A 20,320-nucleotide genomic window follows, 5' to 3' on the forward strand; every position below is an offset into this window, starting at 1 on the left:
CCGCGCCTTCGATGCCCGCCCAGCCGGCGAGCGCCTCCCAGCCTCAGCCCCAGCCCCAACTCTCCGCCCCAGCCCCGGAATCCGTCGAGACCATCGCTCCCGACCTCGCCCGCGCCCAGCGCAAGCCCAAGAGTGGTGAGTCCGCCGCCCACCGCACCGGCCGCGCTCTGCCGCACGCTGCTCGGGCGCGGCCGCGCTCTGGACCGAGCTGGAACAGCTCATGCGGCATCTGGGCGTGCGGCCGGAATGACGTACGGCCCCGGAGCGTGGGCTCTGGGGCCGTAGGGCGTCGAACCGGTCGGACCTCAGGCGGTCTTGGCCGAGGCCGGGGCCTTGGCGCGGTCGCGCGCCACCTCGGCGGCGTCCCGCTTGAAGGCCCACTCCATCTTCGGCTCCATGGCGAAGCGGAACATCCGCTGCACCGGTGGGGTGCAGAGCACCGTCACCAATGTCGCGGCGAAGAGCGTCACCGCGATCTCGCCCAGCGGCTTGTGCAGCCATGAGTACTCGTCGAACCAGCCCCAGAAGCGGGAGCCCTTGGCGAGGAAACCGTGCAGCAGATAGCCGTACAGCGTGCCGGCGCCGAGCACCGTGAACCACATCTTCCGCTTCGGCACCCAGGCGAAGAAGCAGGAGACGAGGACCATCGAGCAGCCGAACAGGGCGAGCGTCATCACCGTGCCGCTCCACCACGGCGCGCCCAGTTCCTGGGCGCTGTCGCGGTGGTAGAACCACGCCGACGACATCCGCGGCGCCGCCCAGTAGGCGACCACGCACGCCACGGCGAAGACCGGCACGGACAGGATCCTGACCTCGCGGCGGCGCACCATCTGGAAGTGCTCCGGCTTCATGTACAGACCGATGACGAAGAACGGCAGGAACTGCAGCACCCGCTGCAGATCGAGGTCGTCACCGATGTCCGGGGAGATCGAGGCGAGCATCGCGATGGCCAGCGCGAGCGGCACGGGCCACTTGACGAGCTTCCACAGGGGGGTGGTCAGCCGCCACACGAACAGCGCGACCAGGAACCACGTCAGATACCAGGGATCCAGCAGGCTGATGGGATGCGTCGGATCGTCGTCCGCCCAGCGCTTGAAGAGGCTGTAGGCGAGCTCGAAGAGCACATACGGTACGGCGATACCGGTGACCAGCCGTTTGAGGCGGTCTGCCCGCATATCGAAACTACGCGAGAAATAGCCGGAGATAATGATGAACGCCGGCATATGGAAGGTGTAGACCACCATGTACAGCGCTTCGGCGGTACGGCTGCCGTCCGTCAGCGGCTCCCAAGCGTGGCCCATCGCGACGAACACGATGGCCAGGTACTTGGCGTTGTCGAAGAACGAGTCGCGCTGCTTCGGCTTGCCATGCCCGGCCGCGGAGCCGGAGGGTTTCCGGTCATCCGCTCGGTCGCTTCGAGGCGGGCCATGGCTGGTGGGTGCCTGGTCGTGGGCCGGGGGGAGCGGGGCCCGCTGGGAGCCGTGGGGGCGCAACGTGTTCGTCACAGGCCCTCCCACCATGAACTCGGGGAGACGATCCTGGACCTCACTGCGCGAGCGGGGGTGAAGGCAGCGTGGAACATCTGAGGCACGATAGCGCCGTCGAGTGGAATCCGTAAAACCATCATCTTCCTCTCCACGAATCCAACGGTGCCTCCGTTCAGATGAAGTCGGAGCGGAGATCGGCCCGTTGGGCGCGATGCCATCAAGTGCCCGTTGTGTCCCGGCTCATCCCGCTTAAACAAGGCATATGCCCCGCAGACGGCTCTGGTGATATGTCCAGCCTCATGGCCTCTTTGTGGGCCTGGCCATCATCTCGTGTCTCTTTCCGAATTTCCCGCAACAGTGCGGCGTGCCGCCATGCACATGTACATGGAAATGATCAGGCCGAATTACGGTTCACCCAGGTCGCCGAATTACCCGGGGCGCGGTAGGGATCCGCACGCCCCCGGGCGGCGACCCGTCCCGGCAGGGTGCGAACAGGTGGCCGACGATGTGTCAGCAGGGACGACCCGAGCCCTGGTTGATGGCACGATGGTTGCCGCGGGGGTGTGCCCGGCTGCACGCTCCCCGGGCCGGTAGGACATTCCGACCAAGGGTGTGATCAGTTGTGGCCATTTCGCTGTCCGTCGTGGTGCTGTTGGCGATCGTGCTAGTGGTCATGATCCGCAGCGGTTCGATCAAGACGGGCCCGGCGATCGTCGCGGCCCTGTTCGGCTTCTTCGTCGCCTCGACCAACATGGCCCCGTCGATCAACCGCTTCCTCAACTCGATATCCGAGACGATCAGCCAGATCAGCTTCTGAGGCAGCTCAGCGTCCGAGTCAGACCGGCTTCTCGGCACGGTCGGCTGGGGGCCGGACCAACGGCGGAGTGAACCGGCTCCTCATAGGGGCCGGCTCCACGGCCGACCGGGTCAGCCCTGGAGACCGCGCGAGATCACGTCGCGTACGGCCTCCTCGCTGCGCGCCACCGCCGCTGTGCCATCGTCCGCCGTGATGATCGGCCGCTGGATCAGCCGCGGGTGCCGCGCCAGCGCCTCGATCCAACGCTCGCGCTCCGCCGGCTCGCGGGGCCACTCCCGCAGGCCCAGCTCCTTCGCCGCCGTCTCCTGCGTACGGACGATGTCCCACGGCTCCAGCCCGAGCCGCTCCAGCACCTCGCGCAGCTCGTCCGCGCTCGGCGGATCGTCCAGGTAGCGCCGCACCGTGTACTCGGCACCCTCCTCGTTGAGGATGTTCACCGCGGAGCGGCACTTCGAGCAGGCGGGGTTGATCCAGATCTCCATGGGCGAACTGTAGAACGGTGCCTGACCCCCGAGAACGGCGCCTGATCCCCGCCGCCCCGGCCTGTGATTGCTGTGACGCAGCCAAGTTGCCGTGACTCTTGTGGTCCCAGATGCTGAGGAGAGAGGAAACCGCGTCACGCGGTGGTCCGGCCGGTATGCCGCCACGGGGCACCGAAGCAGGGACCTGGCCGTCAGCGAGTCTCGCGCCGCTGGTGATGTGTCGCAGCGGGGGGGCAGCGAGCCTCGTGCTCCTCTTCAGTGGGGTTCTGCGGTACGCCGCGTGATTCGGCATCAATCGCCCCATACGCCTGACGTGCCCGCATGACTGGAGAGCGCCATGGGCTTCCTCGCCTCCTGCCGTCCGTACCGGGGCCACAGCCCCCTTCGATCCGTTCGACCACCAATACGGCTCACACTGGCCGTTCTGCTCACCCTGGGCGGTGGACTGGTGCCGGCGTCGGTGGCCTCCCCGGTCGCCGCCGCTCCCAGCCCGCCCCCGAACCCACCGGCGGCAACAGCGCCTGTCCCCCCGATTCCGGTCGGCAAGGAGCCGTTCGCAGTGGCGGTGGCCCCGGACGGTCGCCGTGCCTTCGTGATCAACCGCGACTCGGGCACGCTGTCGGTGATCGACACTCAGACCAACAAGACGGTCGGCCGCCCGATCCGGACCGGTGATCGCCCGCGGGGGGTGGCGGTGTCCCCCGACGGCAGCCGCGTCTACGTTGCCAACGCCGCATCGAGGACACTCTCGGTGATCGATGCGCAGACCGGCAGGGGTATCGGCCGCCCGATCCCGATCGGCAGGGACGCGCGGGGGGTAACGGTGTCCCCCGACGGCAGCCGCGTCTACGTCGCCGACTCCGCGTCGGGCACCGTGTCAGAGGTCGACGCGAAGGCCCGCAGGGTGTTCACCACGCTCCGGGTCGGCAGGAACCCGCAGGAATTGGCAGTCGCGATGGCCCCCGACGGTCGCCCTCGCGTCTACGTCGCCAACATCGGGTCGGACACGGTATCGGTGATCGATGCGCAGAGCCGCAGGGTCCGGACGATCCCGGTCGGCGCCGATCCCTCCGGCGTTGCGGTCGCCCCCGACGGCCGCAGCGTCTATGTGTCCAACCTCGGGGACAACACGGTGTCGGTGATCCGCGTGCGGGACAACGAGTTGAGCCGCGAGTTCCGGACCGGTGATGCCCCGCGGAGTATTGCGGTGGACCCCGTCCCCGGCCGCAACCGCGTCTTCGTCCTCAACGCCGGGGAGGGCACGGTGTCGGTGATCGACGCACGGACCGGCAGACAGATCAACAAGATCCCGGTCGGCAAGGACACGAACCCGGTCGATCTGGCAGTGGCCCCCGATGGTCGCCGCCTCTTCGTCACCAACGCCGGCTCGGACACGGTCTCCGTGATCAACATCTGAGCCGGAGGCGTGACCGGATCGCTCCGCAAAGGCACCAGGCCCCGGCTCGGCGATCTCTCACCGAGCCGGGGCCCAGCCGCAGAGCGGGCGACGGGAATCGAACCCGCGTAGCCAGTTTGGAAGACTGGGGCTCTACCATTGAGCTACGCCCGCGTGCGCCGCTGATCGTAAGGACCGCGGCACGCAGTGCATCGTAGCGGGTCCGGGCGGACTTCCGCACACCTCTCCCAAGTGCCGGAATGCGGCGGCCGCGCCGCGTCGGGGCATGTACCCTACGTGTCGCACCAGCGGGGTGTGGCGCAGCTTGGTAGCGCGTCCGCTTTGGGAGCGGAAGGTCGTCGGTTCGAATCCGGCCACCCCGACCAGCAAGATCCACTATGTGGGATCCAGGGCATGGGGCGTACGGTTACTATGCAAGCTGCGCGCCCGTGTGTCCGTATGCGGGGCGTCCAGCAGCACATCCAGAAGTCAGCCCCAAGGAGACCGAACCGTGAAGAGCGCCGTGGAGACCCTGAACCCGACCCGGGTTCGGCTCACTGTCGAGGTGCCCTTCGAGGAGCTCAAGCCCAGCCTCGACGCGGCGTACAAGAAGATCAACCAGCAGGTCACGGTGCCGGGCTTCCGCAAGGGCAAGATCCCTGCGCGCGTCATCGACCAGCGCTTCGGCCGCGGCGCGGTCCTCGAGGAGGCCGTCAACGACGCGCTGCCGAAGTTCTACACCGAGGCGATCACCGAGGGTGAGCTCGACCCGCTGGGCCAGCCCGAGGTCGACATCACCGAGCTGAAGGACAACGAGGTTCTCGCCTTCACCGCCGAGGTCGACATCCGCCCGAAGATCGAGATCCCGGACTACTCCGGCATCGAGGTCACCGTTGACGCCGTCGAGGTCACCGACGAGGACGTTCAGAAGTCCGTCGAGCAGCTCCGCGAGCGCTTCGCCTCCACCACCCCGGTCGAGCGCGCCGCCGCCGAGGGCGATGTCGTGACGCTCGACCTCGAGGCCAAGGTCGACGGCGAGGTCCTGGAGGACGGCGTCGCCGAGGGCGTGAACTACACCGTCGGCTCCGGCGAGCTGCTGGACGGCATCGACGAGGCCGTCACCGGCCTCGAGGCCGGCGGCTCCGCCACCTTCACCTCTGAGCTCAAGGGCGGCTCCGCCAAGGGCAAGGAGGCCGAGGTCAAGGTCGAGGTCACCGCCGTGGCCAGCCGTGAGCTGCCCGAGCTCGACGACGACTTCGCGCAGCTGGCGAGCGAGTTCGACACCCTCGAGGAGCTGCGGGCCGACAGCCGCAGGCGCCTTGAGCAGATCAAGAAGTACGACCAGGCCACCGAGGCCCAGCAGAAGGTGCTGGACGCCCTGCTGGAGCTGGTCGAGGTCCCGATGCCGGAGAAGCTCCTCGAGGAGGAGATCCGGACCCGTAAGCACAACCTCGAGCACCACCAGCTCGCGCCGATGGGCCTGGACCTTCAGGGCTACCTGAAGATGCAGGACAAGTCGGAGGAGGACTTCGAGGCCGAGCTCAAGGAGCAGGCGGAAAAGGGCATCAAGACCCAGTTCATCCTTGACGAGCTGGTCGCCAAGGAGCAGCTGTCCGTCAGCCAGGAGGAGCTCACCGAGCACCTGATGCGGCGTGCGGCCTCCTCCGGCATGAGCCCGGACCAGTTCGCCCAGGCCGTCGTCGAGGGCGGCCAGGTGCAGATGCTGGTCGGCGAGGTCGCCCGCGGCAAGGCGCTCGCGGTCGTCGTCGAGTCCGCCAAGGTCGTCGACACCAACGGTGAGACCGTTGAGCTGGAGGACGAGGAGGAGGACGAGTCCGCCGAGACGGCGTCGGCTGCCGCCGAGGGCGAGGCCGAAGCCGCCGAGACCGCGAAGGACAAGCCCGAGGCCTGAGCCTCGGCGTGAGCCCCTCAACGGGCCCGGACGCACCACCGCGTCCGGGCCCGTTGGCTCCCTGGAGGGCCTGCGCACCTCTGGGCTGGCAGAGGGGCTCAATCGGCACCTCCCAGCCTCCCCCTGGGCCTGACGGCCCGGGAGGTGCCCCCACGAGGTGATTCCGGAACCGGCGCGCTCAGCGGCCGCAAGGCTGTTGATGTCACCGCGACTCGCTCGCCCGAGCCTCCCTGCGCTCACAGCGAACAGTTACCAATGCGGGATGGCGCCCGCCGACCAGCGCGTTAGGGTCCGTAAATACAAGGGCAGGGGAGTCTCCGGAAGGCGCCGGAGTGCGTCGGCGCAGGCCGGGCCCCGCCGCCCAGAAGAAGACGCTGAGACGGCGCGCGGCCGTCGAATCAACGAGCAGGTGGATACGTGACGAATCTGATGCCTTCCGCCGCCGCCGGCGAGCCGAAGTTCGGCGGCCTTGGCGACCAGGTCTACAACCGACTGCTCGACGAGCGGATCATCTTCCTCGGCCAGCCCGTCGACGACGAGATCGCGAACAGGATCACGGCACAGCTGCTTCTCCTCGCCGCCGATCCGGACAAGGACATCTACCTCTACATCAACTCCCCGGGCGGCTCGATCACGGCCGGCATGGCGATCTACGACACCATGCAGTACATCAAGAACGACGTGGTCACCATCGCCATGGGCCTCGCCGCCTCGATGGGGCAGTTCCTGCTGAGCGCCGGCACTCGGGGCAAGCGCTTCGCTCTCCCCAACGCCGAGATCCTCATCCACCAGCCCTCCGCGGGCCTGGCGGGCTCCGCCACGGACATCAAGATCCACGCCGAGCAGCTCCTGCGCACGAAGAAGAAGATGGCGCGGCTGACGGCTTTGCACACTGGTCAGAGCGTCGAGCAGGTCACCCGTGACTCCGACCGCGACCGCTGGTTCACGGCCGAGGAGGCCAAGGAGTACGGCCTCGTGGACGACGTCATCGCTACCGCCGCCGGCATGCCGGGCGGGGGCGGCACGGGGGCCTGAGCCCCGCTCCGTCCCACAGCCAACCCCCAGCCCATCGATCGCCACCAGGATGGTGAAGACCGAAATGAACAGCTTCCCCGGCAGCGGCCTCTACCAGGGCCCGATGGCCGAGTCCCGGTATGTTGTCCCGCGCTTTGTGGAGCGCACCTCGCAGGGCGTCCGCGAGTACGACCCGTACGCGAAGCTCTTCGAGGAGCGCGTGATCTTCCTCGGCGTCCAGATCGACGACGCCTCCGCCAACGACGTCATGGCGCAGCTGCTGTGCCTGGAGTCGATGGACCCTGACCGCGACATCTCGATCTACATCAACTCGCCCGGCGGCTCGTTCACGGCGCTGACCGCCATCTACGACACGATGCAGTTCGTGAAGCCCGACATCCAGACGGTCTGCATGGGCCAGGCGGCCTCCGCCGCCGCGGTGCTGCTGGCCGCCGGTACGCCCGGCAAGCGCATGGCCCTGCCGAACGCCCGGGTGCTGATCCACCAGCCGTACAGCGAGACCGGCCGCGGCCAGGTGTCCGACCTGGAGATCGCTGCCAACGAGATCCTGCGGATGCGCTCGCAGCTGGAGGAGATGCTGGCCAAACACTCCACCACGCCGATCGAGAAGATCCGCGACGACATCGAGCGCGACAAGATCCTCACCGCTGAGGAGTCGCTTGCTTACGGTCTGGTCGACCAGATCATCTCCACCCGGAAGAGTTCCGTCGGTCTGGGCGGCTGATCCGTCGGTCCGCTTATGTCGGCCCCCTTGTACCGGCCACGGTCAGTGAACCGGTCCAAGGGGGGCCCACACGAGGGGCCCGGCAAGGTACCGTCGATAGGCAAGCACCCGGGTCTGCAGAGCGTGCAGATCCCAGGCGAAGGGGAAGCACCTCGTGGCACGCATCGGTGACGGCGGCGATCTGCTCAAGTGCTCGTTCTGCGGAAAGAGCCAGAAGCAGGTAAAGAAGCTCATCGCAGGTCCCGGTGTATACATCTGCGACGAGTGCATCGATCTCTGTAACGAGATCATCGAGGAGGAGCTCGCCGAGACCTCCGAGGTCAGGTGGGAGGAACTTCCCAAGCCGCGCGAGATCTACGAGTTCCTCGAGGGGTACGTCGTCGGCCAGGAAACCGCCAAGAAGGCGCTGTCCGTTGCCGTCTACAACCACTACAAGCGCGTGCAGGCCGGGGAGAACGGCCAGAACAGCCGCGACGACGGCATCGAGCTGGCCAAGTCCAATATCCTGCTGCTCGGCCCCACGGGCTCGGGCAAGACGCTGCTCGCCCAGACCCTGGCCCGAATGCTCAACGTCCCCTTCGCGATCGCCGACGCCACCGCGCTCACCGAGGCCGGGTACGTCGGCGAAGACGTTGAGAACATCCTCCTCAAGCTGATCCAGGCTGCTGACTACGACGTCAAGAAGGCCGAGACGGGGATCATTTACATCGACGAGATCGACAAGGTCGCCCGCAAGAGCGAGAATCCGTCGATCACGCGTGACGTCTCCGGCGAGGGCGTACAGCAGGCGCTGCTGAAGATCCTCGAGGGCACCACGGCCTCCGTGCCGCCGCAGGGCGGGCGCAAGCACCCGCACCAGGAGTTCATCCAGATCGACACCACGAACGTGCTGTTCATTGTGGGCGGCGCCTTCGCCGGGCTGGAGAAGATCATCGAGGCGCGGGCCGGTGCCAAGGGCATCGGCTTCGGCGCGACGATCCGCTCCAAGCGCGAGATCGACTCCTCGGACCACTTCCGCGATGTGATGCCGGAGGACCTGGTGAAGTTCGGGATGATCCCCGAGTTCATCGGCCGCCTCCCGGTCATCACCTCCGTCCACAATCTCGACCGCGAGGCGCTGCTCCAGATCCTCGTCGAGCCGCGGAACGCCCTCGTCAAGCAGTACCAGCGGCTGTTCGAACTCGACGGTGTGGAGCTGGACTTCGACCGCCCCGCCCTCGAGGCCATCGCTGACCAGGCGATCCTGCGCGGCACGGGCGCGCGCGGCCTGCGGGCCATCATGGAGGAGGTCCTGATGTCGGTGATGTACGAGGTCCCGTCGCGCAAGGACGTCGCGCGGGTCGTCATCACCGAGGACGTCGTGCACTCGAATGTGAACCCGACCCTGGTGCCGCGCGAGCCCCGCTCGATCAGCAAGGGCGAGCGCCACGAGAAGAGCGCGTAACGCGTACACATGTGGAGGGGCGCCCGGCAACGGCTGCCGGGCGCTCCTTCTGGCGTCTACGCGGGCTTGCGGGTGTCCCGGTAGATGGCTGCGGCGACCTTTGCGAAGGCCGCCACGTCGACGGACGACGGCCCGGCGTTCTTCGGGTTCACGTCCACGACCAAAGCCGCGTCGGAGGCCTCGGCCCAGGTGCACACCGGTGCGTGCAGCCGGGGTTCTCTGCCCATCCGTACCACCTCGCACTCGATGGCCGGGCCGTCCGGGCCGTCGGGGTGGAACACCCGGCGCCCCGTCACGACGGTGGCAGACGAGCCCGATACGAAGGACGTGAACATGTCGTCCTGGACCTTGCGTGGCTCGCCGATCGTCCCGTACGTGCCCGAGAAGGCGAGCCGGGACTTCCCCGAGCTGTCGTCCGCGCGCCGGTAGCGGGCAAGCACCGAGGTGGCTCCCTCCGGCATGCCCTCCTGGACGCTGGTGCCCTCCCTGGCGAGCCCCTGAGTGTCCTTGTCCAGCACGTACGTGCCCCCGTCGAGCGTCTTGGGCGTCACGAGCCGCATGGACGGGCTGCCACCTGCGCATCCCGTCAGCCCCAGCATGCCGACGGCGGTCGCGCCGGCCAGCGCGACCGCCGTGAGGACCCTGCTCACTGCTCGACGCGGATCTCGCTACGGAACTTCGCGGTTGTCTCGGCCCACTCCGACACAGACGGAGACTTCAGGGCGGTGGGGTCGGAGATGCCGGCGGTCGGCGGCATCCAGATCACCACGCCCACGGTGCTGGAGTCGCCCCACACGCAGAACGGCGACTTCAAGATGCCGAAGTCCTTCTCGCCGCACTTCATGATGTCCCCGTCGAAGCCCGAGGGGCTCTGTTCGGTCGGCTCCCCGGTGCTGAGGTTGCCGGCGGAGATCATTGCCTCAACCGCACCCTTGGGGTCGGAGAGATCGCCGTACGCCCCGGCGAAGGTCAGGCCGCCCTCGCTGTCGTTCTTGTACGTGGCGTTGACCGATGTGCCGTCGGAGATGTACTTGTCGTCGCCGCTCTGGGACGGGACGTTCTGGGGCGGGGTGCCCTTGGTGTACTTGCCGTCCAGGACTGTCTCCGGTGTGGTCAGCTTGTAGCTGCCGCCGTCCGAGGAGCCGCCGGAGCTCAGGGCGACGGCGCCGCCGATCACAATGGCGGCCAGGACCACCACACCGGCGATGATGCCGATCACCTTGCCCGCACCGCCGCCGCTGCTCGGCGGCGGGGGAGCGCCCCAGCCGCCCTGCTGCGGCGGCTGGCCGTATGGCGGCGGGGCCTGGCCCTGCTGGGGGTAGCCATAGCCCTGCTGTGGCGGCACCGGCCCGCCCTGCTGCGGGTAGCCGTACCCGGGCTGCGGCTGCTGCGGCTGGCCGTACGGGCCGGGCTGCTGCGGCTGGCCGTACGGGCCGGGCTGCTGCGGCGGCTGGCCGCCGTACGGACCAGGCTGGTTGTAGCTCATGAGATTCCTCCCCTGTGGACTGAATTACTGCTGCTGCGCCGGAAGCTCGACGCGCGCGTCGTCGCGCACCTTGGCCGTGGTCCCGGCCGCCGCGTCGAGGTCCGTGTTTCCGGCCAAGGCCGCCAGCGGATCGACCAGGATCACGCCGCCGACCGTGCCGGAGTCCCCCCAGATGCACATCGGCACCTCCGCCGCCTTGACGGAGGCGCTGGGGTCGTCATTGGTGAACCTGATCTTCTGGCACTTCATGACGTCACCGTCGAAGCCATCGGGTTCCACGTCCTGGGGGCTGCCGACGGGCTTGGCCTCCGAGCCCTCCATGGCCGACTTCGCCAGCACGGCGAACATCGCGTCGACGACGTTCTCGGGGTTCTCCACCTGCCCCCACACCCCGGTGAGGAGCAGCTGCTTCTTGCCCGCACTCTGGTAGCCGGCCTGCACCGGGTGCGGGTCCACCACGCCCGGCACCTGCCGGAGCGCGGCCCTGTCCTTCTGCGACAGGCCGGCGTCGTCGTGGCCCGCGCCCTGGCGCGTGAACTCGGCCGCCACCGTCTGCGGGGTGGTCAGCTTGTACCGGGCGTCGTCACCGCCACCGAGCAGGACGATCCCGCCGGCGATCGCCGCCACGGCCGCCACCGCGCCCACGACGATGCCGATGGTCCTGCCCTTGCTGCCGCCCCCCTGCGGGGGCACGGGCAGCTGACCGTACGGGTCGGGCTGACCGTGGGGGCCTGGCTGCGGCGGCCGGCCGTACGGGCCCGGCTGCGGCTGACCGCACGGGCCCGGGGCGCCGTACCCCTGCTGCGGAAACCCATAGCCGGGCTGCGCCGGCGCACCGCCCTGGGCGTACGGAGCGGGACTCCCGTACGGGCCCGGCTGATGCGGCGGCTGGTGGTGGGTCATTGCGCCCCTTCGATGGACATGACAGTGACGCCTTATCCTTCCCGAAGCCTTATGCGGGCCTTACCCCGGGGCAGCAACGGGTTCGTAACAGCGCCGGTCGGCCCCTTACACTGACCGTCGTGACCGACAACACCCAGCGCCCCCAGGACGTGGCCAGCACCAGCGCCCGCATCGATCTGCCGACCCAGTACGCGCCGGCCGAGGTAGAGGGGCCGCTGTACGAGCGTTGGGTGGAGCGCGGTTACTTCGAGGCGGACGCGACGAGCGACAAAGAGCCGTACACGATCGTCATCCCGCCGCCCAACGTCACCGGCTCGCTCCACCTGGGCCACGCCTTCGAGCACACGCTGATCGACGCCCTCACCCGCCGCAAGCGGATGCAGGGTTACGAGACGCTGTGGCAGCCCGGCATGGACCACGCCGGCATCGCCACCCAGAACGTCGTCGAGCGTGAGCTGGCCAAGGAGGGCAAGTCCCGCCACGACCTCGGCCGTGAGGCGTTCATCGAGCGCGTCTGGAAGTGGAAGGCCGAGTCCGGGGGCCAGATCTCCGGACAGATGCGGCGGCTCGGCGACGGTGTCGCCTGGTCGCGCGAGCGCTTCACCATGGACGAGGGCCTGTCGAAGGCCGTCCAGACGATCTTCAAGAAGCTCTACGACGACGAGCTGATCTACCGCGCCGAGCGGATCATCAACTGGTGTCCGCGCTGTCTGACCGCCATCTCCGACATCGAGGTGGAGTACCAGGAGGACGACGGCGAGCTGGTCTCGATCCGCTACGGCGAGGGCGACACGTCCATCGTCGTAGCGACGACCCGAGCCGAGACGATGCTCGGTGACACCGCCGTCGCCGTCCACCCCGACGACCAGCGCTACGCCCACCTCGTGGGCACCGAGATCGAGTTGCCGCTCACCGGCCGCCGTATCCCGGTCGTCGCCGACGAGCACGTCGACCCCGAGTTCGGCACGGGCGCCGTCAAGGTGACGCCCGCACACGACCCGAACGACTTCGAGATCGGCCAGCGGCACAACCTGCCGGCGGTGACCGTCATGGACGAGCACGCGATCATCACCGCGCACGGCCCCTTCCAGGGCCTGGACCGGCTCGAGGCCCGCTCGGCGATCGTCGCCGCGCTGCGCGCCGAGGGCCGGATCGTCGACGAGAAGCGCCCGTACATGCACTCGGTCGGCCACTGCTCGCGCTGCAAGACGACGATCGAGCCGCGGCTGTCCATGCAGTGGTGGGTCAAGGTCGGCCCGCTCGCCAAGGCCGCGGGCGACGCCGTTCGCGACGGCCGGGTCACTATCCACCCGAAGGAGATGGAGTCCCGCTACTTCGGGTGGGTCGACAACCTCCACGACTGGTGCATCTCGCGGCAGCTGTGGTGGGGCCACCGGATTCCGGTCTGGTACGGGCCGAACGGTGAGGTCGTGTGCGTCGGACCGGACGAGGAGCCTCCGACGGGTGAGGGCTGGCACCAGGACAGCGATGTCCTGGACACCTGGTTCTCGTCCGGCCTGTGGCCGTTCTCCACGCTCGGCTGGCCCGAGCAGACCGAGAGCCTGGAGAAGTTCTATCCGAACTCGGTCCTGGTCACCGGCTACGACATCCTCTTCTTCTGGGTCGCCCGGATGATGATGTTCGGCCTGTACGCGATGGACGGCACCCCGCCGTTCCACACCATCGCCCTGCACGGCATGGTCCGCGACCAGTTCGGCAAGAAGATGTCCAAGTCCTTTGGGAACGCGGTCAATCCGCTGGACTGGATGGACGCGTACGGCGCCGACGCCGTCCGCTTCACCCTGGCCCGCGGTGCCAACCCGGGTGTGGACGTGCCGATCGGCGAGGAGTGGGTCCAGGCCTCCCGCAACTTCGCCAACAAGATCTGGAACGCTACGCGCTTCGCGCTGATGAACGGCGCGACGGTCGAGGGCGAACTGCCCTCGGCCGAGCAGCTGCGGCCCGAGGACCGCTGGATCCTCTCCCGGCTGAACAGCGTTGTCGCCGAGGTCGACGCGTACTACGACGACTACCAGTTCTCGAGGCTGAGCGAGACGCTGTTCCACTTCGCCTGGGACGAGGTCTTCGACTGGTACGTCGAGCTGTCCAAGACGACCTTCCAGAAGGGCGGTCCGGCCGCCGACGCCTCGCGCCGGGTGCTGGGCGAGGTCCTGGACGTCATGCTGCGGCTGCTGCACCCGGTCGTCCCGTTCGTCACCGAGGCGTTGTGGACCACGCTCACCGGGCGGGAGTCCATCGTCATCGCCGACTGGCCGAAGGACAGCGGCTTCCGTGACCGCGCGGCCGAGGAGGAGATCGAGACCCTCCAGCAGGTGGTCACCGAGGTCCGCCGGTTCCGCGCCGACCAGGGCCTCCAGCCCGGCCAGAAGGTCCCGGCCCGCCTGGACCTGACCGGCAGCCCGGCGCTGGCCGCGCACGAGGACGCGATCCGGCAGCTGCTGCGGCTGCAGCCGGAGGGCGAGGGCTTCACGGCCACCGCGACGCTGCCGGTCGCACGGGGGCACCTCCCAGCGGGAGCTGGGGCAGCGACGGTCAGCCTCGACCTGTCGGGTGCGATCGACGTCGAGGCCGAGCGCAAGCGGCTGACGAAAGACCTGGCCACCGCGGAGAAGGAGCTCGCGCAGACGACGGCGAAGCTCGGCAACGAGGCGTTTCTGGCCAAGGCGCCGGAGCCGGTGAAGGAGAAGATCCGCGCCCGGCAGAAGGCCGCCGAGGCCGACATCGAGCGGATCTCCGCTCAGCTGGCGGCCCTCCCGCAGGGCTGACCGCGTCCGCCCGAAGGGCCCCGCGCTTCGGCGCGGGGCCCTTCGTCATCCGCCATCACGGCGCGCGCCGGGCAGTGGGCGCGGGCAGCGACGACCCACGTGGCCTGCCAGGCCAGGCCCGGCGGATTGACGTGGGCGGCCTCCGTAGACTGGTGGCGTGAGTGAGCGCCCCGAGTACGACGGCCCCGGCGAGCCCGGCGAGTCCGATGCCCCCGACGCCTTCGAGGAGATCGTCGCAGCGGAGACCGACCGCGATCCCGATCTGGCGGTGATCGAGGCCGGCAGCCGTACCCTGCGCACCCACGCGGGCCCCGTACAGGCCCAGCCCGTCCCGGCCCGCCCCGCGGACCCGGAGCTCGACCGGGCGCTGCGCGAGGTCGAGGCCGAGCTGGCCGGGCGCTGGCCGGAGACCAAGCTCGACCCGTCGCTGGTGCGGATCGAAGCGCTGATGGACGTCCTCGGCCAGCCGCAGCGCGCGTATCCCTCGATCCACGTCACCGGCACGAACGGCAAGACCAGCACGGCGCGGATGATCGAGGCGCTGCTGGGCGCCTTCGAGCTGCGTACGGGCCGCTACACCAGCCCCCACGTCGAGTCCGTCACCGAGCGGATCAGCCTGGACGGTGCGCCGATCTCCGCCGAGCGGTTCATCGAGACATACCGGGACATCCAGCCGTATGTCGAGATGGTCGACGCCTCTCAGGAGCACCGGCTGTCCTTCTTCGAGGTGCTCACCGGTATGGCGTACGCGGCCTTCGCGGACGCGCCCGTCGATGTGGCGGTCGTCGAGGTCGGCATGGGCGGCACCTGGGACGCCACCAACGTGGTCGACGGCCAGGTGGCCGTGGTGACCCCGATCGCGCTGGACCACACCGACCGGCTCGGCACCACGCCCGGTGAGATCGCCAAGGAGAAGGGCGGGATCATCAAGGACGGCGCGACCGTCGTCCTCGCGCAGCAGCCCGTGGACGCCGCGCAGGTGATGCTCAAGCGCGCGGTCGAGATGGACGCCACGGTCGCGCGGGAGGGCATGGAGTTCGGCGTCGTCAGCCGCGAGGTGGCGGTCGGCGGGCAACTGCTGAGGCTGCGCGGCCTGGGCGGTGAGTACCCGGATATCTTCCTTCCGCTGCACGGCGCCCATATGGCGCACAACGCGGCGGTGGCGCTGGCGGCTGTCGAGGCGTTCTTCGGCATCGGCGCGCTGCACGCCCGCACGCTGGACATCGAGACCGTTCGCTCCGCCTTCGCCTCGGTCGTCTCGCCCGGGCGCCTGGAGGTCGTACGGCACAGCCCGACGGTCATCCTGGACGCCGCGCACAACCCGGCGGGGGGACGGGCCGCGGCCGAGGCGGTCTCGGAGGCGTTCGGCTTCAGCCGGCTGGTCGGCGTGGTCGCCCCGAGCGGCGACAAGGATGTGAAGGGCTTCTTCGAGGCCTTCGAGCCGATCTTCGCCGAGGTCGTGGTCACCCGGAACTCCAGCCATCGCGCGATGGACGTGGACGAGCTGGCGGCGATCGCGGTTGAGGTCTTCGGGCAGGAGCGGGTACAGGTCGAGCCGCGCCTGGACGACGCCATCGAGGCGGCGGTCACGCTGGCGGAAGAGGAGGGCGAGTACGCCGGCGCGGGTGTGCTGGTGACCGGCTCGGTGATCACGGTCGGCGAGGCCCGGCTGCTGCTGGGGAGGCAGTGAGATGCGAACCCTGTGCGCGAGCACGCTGATCGGCGAGTTCTTCGTTATCGGTTTCGCGGCGCTGGTCGCGATGCAGACGTCCGATCTGCCGACGACCACCGTCTGGGCGGTCAGCGGCACGGCCATGGTGCTGTGCCTGCTGCTGTGCGGAGTGCTGTCCCGGCCGGGCGCGGTGGCGATCGGCTGGGCACTGCAGATCGCACTGATCGCCAGCGGTCTCGTCGTCCCGGTCATGTTCTTCCTGGGCGCGGTCTTCGCGGGGCTGTGGTGGGCCTCGGTCCACTTCGGCCGCAAGGTCGACGAAGCAAAGGCCCGGTTCGCCGCCCAGGGCGGGCCAGGTGCCGGGGCTGACGCTGCGTGAGAGACCGATCAATGGCCCGTGTAGCCTCGTCGGACCCGGTCAGGGGTCTGGGGCCGCTCCCCAGAACGCACTGTCCCGGGTCCGGCGCCGCGGCGACAGCCGCTGATGTCGCAGTCCCAGATAAGCACCGCAAAGGAGCCGCACCGTGAGCCAGCGATCCCTCGTCCTCCTCAAGCCCGACGCCGTACGCCGTGGTCTGATCGGTGAGATCGTCGGCCGTATCGAGCGCAAGGCGGGCTGGCGGATCAGCGCGCTGGAGCTGCGGACTCTGGACCGTGAGGTGCTCGAGCAGCATTACGCCGAGCATGTGGGCAAGCCGTTCTACGAGCCGCTGGTGGAGTTCATGCTCTCCGGGCCGGTCGTGGCGATGGTCGTCGAGGGTGAGCGGGTCATTGAAGGCCTGCGCACTCTGGCGGGCCCGACCGACCCGATTGCCGCAACGCCGGGCAGTATTCGTGGTGATTTCGGCACCATTGTCCGAGAGAATCTCATCCACGCCTCGGATTCCGAGGAGTCCGCGGAGCGAGAGCTGAAACTGTTCTTTCCCACGGTTGGCTGAAAGCCACTCCGTTGGGCGAATTTCTGATTAATCGTCAGCCATGATGAGCTCGTGACCTGGGGCGACTGAAGAATTTCGGTCGCCCTTTGGCATAATCCAGCCATCTGGGGGAACCCGTCCCCCCGACACGACGTCACCATTACGGGGGCGGAGTGGTGTTCTGCTGACAATGGCGGAAGGACCCTCGCGTCGCGTCGCGGCGACCGAGACTACGATGGAAGCCTCCTCCACCCACAGCGCCCACCCTCTGCCTACCGCCAAGCCGCCGTTGCTCCAGCTGGGAAGGCCAGACGTATCCTCATGGGGAACAATATGTCGTTCATCGGCCGTGATATGGCTGTCGACCTCGGGACCGCCAACACGCTGGTGTACGTCAGGGGTCGCGGGATCGTCCTCAACGAGCCCTCCGTCGTTGCCATCAATACGAACACGGGCGGAATCCTCGCTGTCGGCGCCGAAGCCAAGAAGATGATCGGCCGGACCCCTGGCAACATCGTCGCCGTACGCCCGCTCAAGGACGGCGTGATCGCCGACTTCGAGATCACCGAGCGGATGCTCCGCTACTTCATCCTGAAGATCCACAAGCGGCGATATCTCGCCCGGCCGCGTGTCGTGGTCTGTGTGCCCTCCGGCATCACGGGTGTCGAGCGCCGTGCCGTCATCGAGGCCTCCACGCAGGCCGGCGCCCGCCAGGTGCACATCATCGAGGAGCCGATGGCGGCCGCGATCGGCTCGGGGCTTCCCGTCCACGAGGCCACCGGCAACATGGTCGTGGACATCGGCGGCGGCACCACCGAGGTCGCCGTGATCTCGCTCGGCGGAATCGTCACGGCACAGTCGATCCGCGTGGCCGGTGACGAGCTGGACAACGCGATCATCCAGCACATCAAGAAGGAGTACAGCCTGCTGCTGGGCGAGCGCACTGCCGAGAGCATCAAGATCACGGTCGGCTCGGCGTATGACCTGGAGCAGGAGGAGCACACCGAGATCCGCGGCCGGGACCTGGTCAGCGGCCTGCCCAAGACTGTGGTCATCTCCGCGGCCGAGGTGCGCAAGGCCATCGAGGAACCGGTCAACGCGATCGTGGACGCCGTCAAGACCACGCTCGACAAGTGCCCGCCGGAGCTCTCCGGCGACATCATGGACCGCGGCATCGTCCTCACCGGCGGCGGTGCCCTGCTGCGCGGCCTCGACGAGCGGCTGCGCCGCGAGACCGGTATGCCGATCCACATCGCCGAGGACCCGCTGGACTCCGTCGCGCTCGGATCCGGCAAGTGCGTCGAGGAGTTCGAGGCGCTCCAGCAGGTGCTGGACGCCCAGCCCCGCAGATAACGCGGGCGAACGCGTCCCCCAGCCGCCGGCCGGGGGACTGCTCCCGCCGCGCGGGTGACCGCGCGGCGGCTCGTTCGCATGGCGGACCGTTCGTCCCCGCTCCATAAGGCAACACCCCCTGAAGGCATTCCGACGAGGAAAGGCACGGCCGCCGCACGTGAGGGACACACGAGAGAGCCGGCTGCTTCTGGTGCTGCTGGTCGCCATCGCGTTCGCGCTGATCACGGTGGATATCCGCGGCGGCGAGAACTCCCCGCTGGACGGTGTGCGCCGGATTGCCGCATCGGCCTTCGGCCCCGTGGAGAACGGCGTGGCGACCGCCGTGGACCCGATCGGCAATGCCATCGGAGCCGTCCGGGACTCCGACGTACGACACAACCGGATCAGCGAACTCGAGCGCGAGAACGCCGCACTCCGGGTCAAGCTCGGCAGCGACGAACGCACCCGGGGCCGGGCCGCCGAACTCGACAAGCTGCTCAGGGTCGCGGGCGCGGGCCAGTACGGCATCAAGGCCGCCCAGGTCATCGCCATAGGAGCGTCCCAGGGCTTCTCCTGGACCGTCACCATCGACGCCGGCAGCGATGACGGCCTCACCCGGGACATGACCGTCATCAACGGCGACGGCCTCGTCGGCCGCATCACCACACTCGGCCCCAGCACCGCCACCGTTCTGCTCGCCAACGACCCCGACTTCACCGTCGGCACCCGTATGGAGAGGACCGGAGAGCTCGGCTTCGCCACCGGCGCCGGCGACCGCCCGCTGCGGGTCCAACTCCTCAACGGCAGGGCCAAGGTGAACAAGGGCGACCGGCTGGTCACCTTCGGCTCGAGCGCCGACAAGCCCTTCGTGCCCGGCGTGCCGGTCGGTGAGATCGTGCGCGTCGACTCTCCGAACGGCTCCCTGACCCGCACCCTGCGCGTGCGCCCGTTCGTCGGTTTCACCAAACTCGACATCGTCGGCGTCGTCGTCCAGCCGCCGCGCACGAACCCGCGCGACACGGTGCTGCCGCCGCGGCCGGCCAAGCCGAAGCCGGCGCCCACGGTGACCGTCACCGTCAGCCCGTCTGCCACGAACTCGCCCGGCGCAAGCAGACCGCCACAGGCTGCCGAGCCCGGCGCCCAGCAGACGCCCGGGGCCGGGCCGTCCGGAGCCGAAACCGCCGCCGCCGACACCCCCGGTGCCAGGACAGGAGCAGCAGGGTGAAACGAACCGCTCTCGCCACCGCCCTCGTCGCCGTCGCGCTCGTCCTCCAGGTGAGCGTCTTCGCCCGGCTCCAGCTCCCCGGCGCCGTCCCCGACCTGCTGCTGCTTGTCGTACTCGGCCTCGCGCTCGTCTACGGACACACCGCAGGCGCCCTCGTCGGCTTCGGTGCCGGCCTGCTCGCCGACCTCGCTCCGCCCGCCGACCACGCCGTCGGCCGCTATGCCCTGGTCCTGTGCGTCATCGGCTATGCCGCCGGTCTCGCCAAGCCCGACAGCGGCCGGCTCCGTTCGGCCACCGGACCCCTCCTCGTCGTGGTGGTCGCCGCCTTCGGCACCACCCTGCTGTACGCGGGCGTGGGCGCCCTCATCGGCGACACCGGTGCGGGCCAGGTGGGGCTGGGCCGGCTGCTGTTCACGGCCGCGCTGTACGACCTGCTGCTGGCGCCGTTCGTGGTGCCGCTGGTGATGGGGCTCGCCCGGCGCACCGAGCCGGACCACCTCACCGAAACCTCCGGCAGCGCCGGAACCGACAACGCCCTGCGCGGCATTACGACGGGGGGCGCGTTCATCGCCGGCCGCCCGAGCCGGGGCTTGCGCATCGGCAGCCAGCGCGGTGGCCTCCTGCGGACGGCCAAGCTCAGGGCCGGACGCATCAAGGGGGTCAAGCGGCTATGAGCAACGCCCAGCCCGCCCCGACCACCCT

At 69.0% G+C, this 20,320-nt stretch carries 18 protein-coding genes and 2 tRNA genes; 14 read left to right on the plus strand and 6 right to left on the minus strand.

From position 1 onward, the window contains the following. Window positions 1-305: 305 nt before the first annotated feature. Window positions 306-1,505 (minus strand): acyltransferase family protein, encoded by a 1,200-nt coding sequence (locus ACY34J_RS07695; RefSeq protein WP_462725785.1) that lies wholly within the window; start codon window positions 1,503-1,505, stop codon window positions 306-308. 604 nt (window positions 1,506-2,109) lie between these two features. On the opposite strand from ACY34J_RS07695, the gene ACY34J_RS07700 reads away from it, so the two are divergent. Beyond that, window positions 2,110-2,304, plus strand: a complete 195-nt coding sequence (locus ACY34J_RS07700; RefSeq protein ID WP_462725784.1) for a hypothetical protein — start codon at window positions 2,110-2,112, stop codon at window positions 2,302-2,304. Window positions 2,305-2,414: 110 nt separating this feature from the next. Here ACY34J_RS07700 and ACY34J_RS07705 read toward each other — a convergent pair whose 3' ends face one another. Further along, window positions 2,415-2,786, minus strand: coding sequence for an arsenate reductase family protein (locus ACY34J_RS07705; protein WP_462725783.1), 372 nt, complete (start codon window positions 2,784-2,786; stop codon window positions 2,415-2,417). 559 nt (window positions 2,787-3,345) lie between these two features. Here ACY34J_RS07705 and ACY34J_RS07710 point away from each other — a divergent pair. Then, entirely contained in the window at window positions 3,346-4,203 is an 858-nt protein-coding gene (locus ACY34J_RS07710) for a beta-propeller fold lactonase family protein (RefSeq protein WP_462725782.1), read from the plus strand. Window positions 4,204-4,285: 82 nt separating this feature from the next. Here the strand turns inward: ACY34J_RS07710 and ACY34J_RS07715 are convergent. Then, window positions 4,286-4,356 (minus strand) — tRNA-Gly (locus ACY34J_RS07715). A gap of 135 nt (window positions 4,357-4,491) precedes the next feature. Between ACY34J_RS07715 and ACY34J_RS07720 the strand changes: the two genes are divergently transcribed. The 5 genes from ACY34J_RS07720 (at window position 4,492) to clpX (ending at window position 9,297) form a co-directional block, all read left to right on the plus strand. Next, a tRNA-Pro gene (locus ACY34J_RS07720) sits at window positions 4,492-4,568 on the plus strand. A 125-nt stretch (window positions 4,569-4,693) separates the two neighbouring features. Further along, window positions 4,694-6,094 carry a trigger factor gene (tig, locus tag ACY34J_RS07725; protein WP_462725781.1) on the plus strand — a complete coding sequence of 467 codons (1,401 nt, stop codon included), beginning with the start codon at window positions 4,694-4,696 and terminating at the stop codon, window positions 6,092-6,094. Window positions 6,095-6,523: 429 nt separating this feature from the next. Beyond that, the gene (locus ACY34J_RS07730; protein WP_462725831.1) at window positions 6,524-7,129 is read left to right on the plus strand and encodes an ATP-dependent Clp protease proteolytic subunit; all 606 of its coding nucleotides are present in this window, start codon (window positions 6,524-6,526) and stop codon (window positions 7,127-7,129) included. A gap of 64 nt (window positions 7,130-7,193) precedes the next feature. Beyond that, on the plus strand, window positions 7,194-7,853 hold the full coding sequence (locus ACY34J_RS07735; RefSeq protein ID WP_462725830.1) for an ATP-dependent Clp protease proteolytic subunit: 660 nt from the start codon (window positions 7,194-7,196) through the stop codon (window positions 7,851-7,853). Window positions 7,854-8,007: 154 nt separating this feature from the next. Then, complete coding sequence (gene clpX, locus ACY34J_RS07740) at window positions 8,008-9,297, plus strand: ATP-dependent Clp protease ATP-binding subunit ClpX (protein ID WP_462725780.1); 1,290 nt, start codon at window positions 8,008-8,010, stop codon at window positions 9,295-9,297. A 56-nt stretch (window positions 9,298-9,353) separates the two neighbouring features. Here clpX and ACY34J_RS07745 read toward each other — a convergent pair whose 3' ends face one another. Genes ACY34J_RS07745 through ACY34J_RS07755 form a run of 3 tightly spaced genes read right to left on the minus strand, consistent with a single transcriptional unit; the run spans window position 9,354 to window position 11,686 of the window. Further along, window positions 9,354-9,947: a hypothetical protein gene (locus tag ACY34J_RS07745; protein ID WP_462725779.1), complete on the minus strand. Its 594-nt coding sequence runs from the start codon at window positions 9,945-9,947 to the stop codon at window positions 9,354-9,356. Continuing rightward, on the minus strand, window positions 9,944-10,783 hold the full coding sequence (locus ACY34J_RS07750) for a hypothetical protein (RefSeq protein WP_462725778.1): 840 nt from the start codon (window positions 10,781-10,783) through the stop codon (window positions 9,944-9,946). Before ACY34J_RS07750 ends, ACY34J_RS07745 begins: the two co-directional genes overlap by 4 nt. A gap of 24 nt (window positions 10,784-10,807) precedes the next feature. Then, window positions 10,808-11,686: a hypothetical protein gene (locus ACY34J_RS07755; protein WP_462725777.1), complete on the minus strand. Its 879-nt coding sequence runs from the start codon at window positions 11,684-11,686 to the stop codon at window positions 10,808-10,810. Window positions 11,687-11,805: 119 nt separating this feature from the next. Here ACY34J_RS07755 and ACY34J_RS07760 point away from each other — a divergent pair, with 119 nt between their 5' ends. From ACY34J_RS07760 to mreD, 7 genes are all read left to right on the plus strand, one after another. Beyond that, window positions 11,806-14,472 carry a valine--tRNA ligase gene (locus tag ACY34J_RS07760; protein ID WP_462725776.1) on the plus strand — a complete coding sequence of 889 codons (2,667 nt, stop codon included), beginning with the start codon at window positions 11,806-11,808 and terminating at the stop codon, window positions 14,470-14,472. 157 nt (window positions 14,473-14,629) lie between these two features. Beyond that, window positions 14,630-16,162, plus strand: coding sequence for a bifunctional tetrahydrofolate synthase/dihydrofolate synthase (gene folC, locus ACY34J_RS07765; RefSeq protein ID WP_462725775.1), 1,533 nt, complete (start codon window positions 14,630-14,632; stop codon window positions 16,160-16,162). A 1-nt stretch (window position 16,163) separates the two neighbouring features. After that, the gene (locus ACY34J_RS07770) at window positions 16,164-16,523 is read left to right on the plus strand and encodes a DUF4233 domain-containing protein (RefSeq protein WP_462725774.1); all 360 of its coding nucleotides are present in this window, start codon (window positions 16,164-16,166) and stop codon (window positions 16,521-16,523) included. Between the two features lie 145 nt (window positions 16,524-16,668). Continuing rightward, complete coding sequence (gene ndk, locus ACY34J_RS07775; RefSeq protein ID WP_462725773.1) at window positions 16,669-17,082, plus strand: nucleoside-diphosphate kinase; 414 nt, start codon at window positions 16,669-16,671, stop codon at window positions 17,080-17,082. A gap of 312 nt (window positions 17,083-17,394) precedes the next feature. After that, window positions 17,395-18,414, plus strand: coding sequence for a rod shape-determining protein (locus tag ACY34J_RS07780; RefSeq protein WP_462725829.1), 1,020 nt, complete (start codon window positions 17,395-17,397; stop codon window positions 18,412-18,414). Between the two features lie 157 nt (window positions 18,415-18,571). Further along, the gene (mreC, locus tag ACY34J_RS07785; RefSeq protein WP_462725772.1) at window positions 18,572-19,618 is read left to right on the plus strand and encodes a rod shape-determining protein MreC; all 1,047 of its coding nucleotides are present in this window, start codon (window positions 18,572-18,574) and stop codon (window positions 19,616-19,618) included. Continuing rightward, window positions 19,615-20,292: a rod shape-determining protein MreD gene (gene mreD, locus ACY34J_RS07790; protein WP_462725771.1), complete on the plus strand. Its 678-nt coding sequence runs from the start codon at window positions 19,615-19,617 to the stop codon at window positions 20,290-20,292. Before mreC ends, mreD begins: the two co-directional genes overlap by 4 nt. Window positions 20,293-20,320: the final 28 nt, after the last annotated feature.

Source organism: Streptomyces sp. HSS9-12 (assembly GCF_054963655.1).

Coding starts and splice junctions, on each gene's coding strand:
- ACY34J_RS07705 (WP_462725783.1), bottom strand. CDS start 2,786: ATGGAGATCTGGATCAACCCCGCCTGCTCGAAGTGCCGCTCCGCGGTG.
- ACY34J_RS07770 (WP_462725774.1), top strand. CDS start 16,164: ATGCGAACCCTGTGCGCGAGCACGCTGATCGGCGAGTTCTTCGTTATC.
- ACY34J_RS07735 (WP_462725830.1), top strand. CDS start 7,194: ATGAACAGCTTCCCCGGCAGCGGCCTCTACCAGGGCCCGATGGCCGAG.
- ACY34J_RS07750 (WP_462725778.1), bottom strand. CDS start 10,783: ATGAGCTACAACCAGCCTGGTCCGTACGGCGGCCAGCCGCCGCAGCAG.
- ACY34J_RS07730 (WP_462725831.1), top strand. CDS start 6,524: ATGCCTTCCGCCGCCGCCGGCGAGCCGAAGTTCGGCGGCCTTGGCGAC.
- ACY34J_RS07755 (WP_462725777.1), bottom strand. CDS start 11,686: ATGACCCACCACCAGCCGCCGCATCAGCCGGGCCCGTACGGGAGTCCC.
- ACY34J_RS07780 (WP_462725829.1), top strand. CDS start 17,395: ATGTCGTTCATCGGCCGTGATATGGCTGTCGACCTCGGGACCGCCAAC.